Here is a 4,612-nt window from a genome sequence, read left to right as displayed (position 1 = left end):
CACACATTGCTGTGCTTCCACTTCCGGCCTATCAACCCGCTGGTCTGGGCGGGGGCCTTACCCCTCGAGGGGTGAGAGACCTCATCTTGAAGCGAGCTTCCCGCTTAGATGCTTTCAGCGGTTATCCCTGCCGAACGTAGCCAACCAGCAGTGCTCCTGGCGGAACAACTGGCACACCAGAGGTTCGTCCGTCCCGGTCCTCTCGTACTAGGGACAGCTCTTCTCAAGTCTCTTACGCGCACGGCGGATAGGGACCGAACTGTCTCACGACGTTCTAAACCCAGCTCGCGTACCGCTTTAATGGGCGAACAGCCCAACCCTTGGGACCTACTCCAGCCCCAGGATGCGACGAGCCGACATCGAGGTGCCAAACCATCCCGTCGATATGGACTCTTGGGGAAGATCAGCCTGTTATCCCCGGGGTACCTTTTATCCGTTGAGCGACACCGCTTCCACATGCCGGTGCCGGGTCACTAGTCCCAGCTTTCGCTCCTGCTCGACCCGTCGGTCTCACAGTCAAGCTCCCTTGTGCACTTGCACTCGACACCTGATTGCCAACCAGGCTGAGGGAACCTTTGGGCGCCTCCGTTACATTTTGGGAGGCAACCGCCCCAGTTAAACTACCCACCTGACACTGTCCCTGATCCGGATCACGGACCGAGGTTAGACATCCAATTCGACCAGAGTGGTATTTCAACGACGACTCCACGAACACTGGCGTGCCCGCTTCACAGTCTCCCACCTATCCTACACAAACCGAACCGAACACCAATATCAAGCTATAGTGAAGGTCCCGGGGTCTTTCCGTCCTGCCGCGCGTAACGAGCATCTTTACTCGTAGTGCAATTTCGCCGAGCCTGTGGTTGAGACAGCTGAGAAGTCGTTACGCCATTCGTGCAGGTCGGAACTTACCCGACAAGGAATTTCGCTACCTTAGGATGGTTATAGTTACCACCGCCGTTTACTGGCGCTTGAGTTCTGAGCTTCGCCACCGAAGTAGCTAACCCGTCCCCTTAACGTTCCAGCACCGGGCAGGCGTCAGTCCGTATACATCGTCTTTCGACTTCGCACGGACCTGTGTTTTTAGTAAACAGTCGCTTCTCACTGGTCTCTGCGGCCACCCACCGCTGCCCACAGCAAGTGTGTTGACAGTGAATGGCCCCCCTTCTCCCGAAGTTACGGGGGCATTTTGCCGAGTTCCTTAACCACAGTTCGCTCGATCGCCTTGGTATTCTCTACCTGACCACCTGAGTTGGTTTGGGGTACGGGCCGCTCAGAGCTCGCTAGAGGCTTTTCTCGGCAGCATAGGATCATCCCATTCGCCTCATTCGGCTATGCATCAGGTCTCACCCTCGTGCGACGCGGATTTGCCTACGTCGCGGGCCACACCCTTGCACCGGTACTACCACTCACCGGTAGGACTACCTTCCTGCGTCACCCCATCGCTTGCCTACTACCAGTCCGGGTCCCACGTTCCACCCACACGCAGCTCCCCCGAAGGGAAGCCATCACGGGGCTTCAGATGGTTAGCATCGCTGGGTTCAGCATGGGCGCTCTTTCGCGGGTACGGGAATATCAACCCGTTGTCCATCGACTACGCCTGTCGGCCTCGCCTTAGGTCCCGACTCACCCTGGGCGGATTAGCCTGGCCCAGGAACCCTTGGTCATCCGGCGGGGGAGTTTCTCACTCCCCTTTCGCTACTCATGCCTGCATTCTCACTCGTGTGGCGTCCACGGCTGGATCACTCCGCCGCTTCAACCCCCACACGACGCTCCCCTACCCACCCCCACACCTGGCCGACAGTCCAAGGACTGACGACGGGCAACGTGGGAGTGCCATAGCTTCGGCGGTGTGCTTGAGCCCCGCTACATTGTCGGCGCGGAATCACTTGACCAGTGAGCTATTACGCACTCTTTCAAGGGTGGCTGCTTCTAAGCCAACCTCCTGGTTGTCACTGCGACTCCACATCCTTTTCCACTTAGCACACGCTTAGGGGCCTTAGCTGATGATCTGGGCTGTTTCCCTCTCGACTACGAACCTTATCGCCCGCAGTCTCACTGCCGCGCTCTCACTTACCGGCATTCGGAGTTTGGTTGATTTCAGTAACCTTGTGGGGCCCCTAGACCATCCAGTGCTCTACCTCCGGCAAGAAACACGCGACGCTGCACCTAAATGCATTTCGGGGAGAACCAGCTATCACCGAGTTTGATTGGCCTTTCACCCCTACCCACAGCTCATCCCCTCCGTTTTCAACCGAAGTGGGTTCGGTCCTCCACGCGGTCTTACCCGCGCTTCAACCTGGCCATGGGTAGATCACTCGGCTTCGGGTCTAGAGCACGCGACTGTAGAACGCCCTATTCGGACTCGCTTTCGCTACGGCTACCCCACACGGGTTAACCTCGCCACGTACCGCTAACTCGCAGGCTCATTCTTCAAAAGGCACGCAATCACCCGCCGCACACGAAGTGCAATCAGGCTCTCACGGCTTGTAGGCACACGGTTTCAGGTACTATTTCACTCCCCTCCCGGGGTACTTTTCACCTTTCCCTCACGGTACTTGTCCGCTATCGGTCACCAGGGAGTATTCAGGCTTAGCGGGTGGTCCCGCCAGATTCACACCGAATTCCACGAGCTCGGTGCTACTTGGGATACGTTCCAAGGCAGGGCATGAGTTTTCGTGTACGGGGCTCTCACCCTCTACGGCGACCCCTTCCAGAGGCCTTCCACTAACACCACACCTTTATGACTACCTCACCCCGCGGCAGCGGAGTACGCAACGTCCCACAACCCCACATGCACAACACCTGCCGGCTATCACATGCACATGGTTTGGCCTCATCCGCTTTCGCTCGCCACTACTCACGGAATCACTGTTGTTTTCTCTTCCTGTGGGTACTGAGATGTTTCACTTCCCCACGTTCCCTCCACACGCCCTATATATTCAGGCGCGGGTCACACCACATGACTGGTGCGGGGTTCCCCCATTCGGAAATCCTCGGATCAACGCTCGGTTGGCAGCTCCCCGAGGCTTATCGCAGCCTCCTACGTCCTTCATCGGCTCCTGGTGCCAAGGCATCCACCGTGCGCCCTTAACAACTTGAACACACAAACAAACAAAACAAGATGCTCGCGTCCACTGTGCAGTTCTCAAAGAACGAACGACCACCCACCCCACACCCATCACCAGGCACCCACCAGAAGGTGAGCCGGTATGACAGACAGGCAGGCCCCGTCCGAGATCGCAGCACCCACACCCCACCCGACCGCAAGGTCGAACTCGATGTGGGCGGCCCGCTCTCTCAGGACCCAACAGCGTGCCTACGACCCTCCACCTGCACCCACCCCCGTTCCCACCACCGAAGGTGGCTGTACTAGGAGCCGAGCGCGATCAGAGAAATCGAACTGGTCAGTGTTCCACCCGTGAGCGACACCCCACACACTCGCAACCACCCTGAAGCGGGCGATCATCACGGCATGGGCGTGACTCTGGACCGACCCTGCAGGAGTACTACCCCCAACACATGGCCGGCCAGTGCTCCTTAGAAAGGAGGTGATCCAGCCGCACCTTCCGGTACGGCTACCTTGTTACGACTTCGTCCCAATCGCCGATCCCGCCTTCGACGGCTCCCTCCACAAGGGTTGGGCCACCGGCTTCGGGCGTTACCGACTTTCGTGACGTGACGGGCGGTGTGTACAAGGCCCGGGAACGTATTCACCGCAGCGTTGCTGATCTGCGATTACTAGCGACTCCAACTTCATGGGGTCGAGTTGCAGACCCCAATCCGAACTGAGACCGGCTTTTTGGGATTCGCTCCACCTCGCGGTATCGCAGCCCTTTGTACCGGCCATTGTAGCATGTTTGCAGCCCTAGACATAAGGGGCATGATGATTTGACGTCATCCCCACCTTCCTCCGAGTTGACCCCGGCAGTCTCCCATGAGTCCCCGCCATAACGCGCTGGCAACATGGAACGAGGGTTGCGCTCGTTGCGGGACTTAACCCAACATCTCACGACACGAGCTGACGACAACCATGCACCACCTGTGTGCGACCCTTACGGACCCACCATCTCTGGAGGATTTCCGCACATGTCAAGCCTAGGTAAGGTTCTTCGCGTTGCATCGAATTAAGCAACATGCTCCGCCGCTTGTGCGGGCCCCCGTCAATTCCTTTGAGTTTTAGCCTTGCGGCCGTACTCCCCAGGCGGGGCGCTTAATGCGTTAGCTGCGGCACGGAGACCGTGGAATGGCCCCCACACCTAGCGCCCAACGTTTACGGCGTGGACTACCAGGGTATCTAATCCTGTTCGCTCCCCACGCTTTCGCTCCTCAGCGTCAGTTGTTGCCCAGAGACCCGCCTTCGCCACCGGTGTTCCTCCTGATATCTGCGCATTTCACCGCTACACCAGGAATTCCAGTCTCCCCTGCAACACTCAAGTCTGCCCGTATCGACTGCAGACCCGGAGTTGAGCTCCGGGCTTTCACAGCCGACGCGACAAACCGCCTACGAGCTCTTTACGCCCAATAATTCCGGACAACGCTTGCACCCTACGTATTACCGCGGCTGCTGGCACGTAGTTGGCCGGTGCTTCTTCTGCAGGTACCGTCACTT

2 rRNA genes are annotated in these 4,612 nt (G+C 58.3%); both read right to left on the bottom strand.

The window, feature by feature from the left end:
- Positions 1-3,104: ribosomal RNA gene (locus BLP29_RS20490) — 23S ribosomal RNA — on the bottom strand; the annotation flags it as partial.
- Positions 3,105-3,544: 440 nt separating this feature from the next.
- Positions 3,545-4,612, bottom strand: a 16S ribosomal RNA gene (locus tag BLP29_RS20485); the annotation flags it as partial.

Source organism: Klenkia marina (genome assembly GCF_900101025.1).
Taxonomy (GTDB): domain Bacteria; phylum Actinomycetota; class Actinomycetes; order Mycobacteriales; family Geodermatophilaceae; genus Klenkia; species Klenkia marina.
The sequence above is the reverse complement of the archived record's forward strand: the minus strand, read 5'-3'. Positions and strand labels throughout refer to the sequence as shown.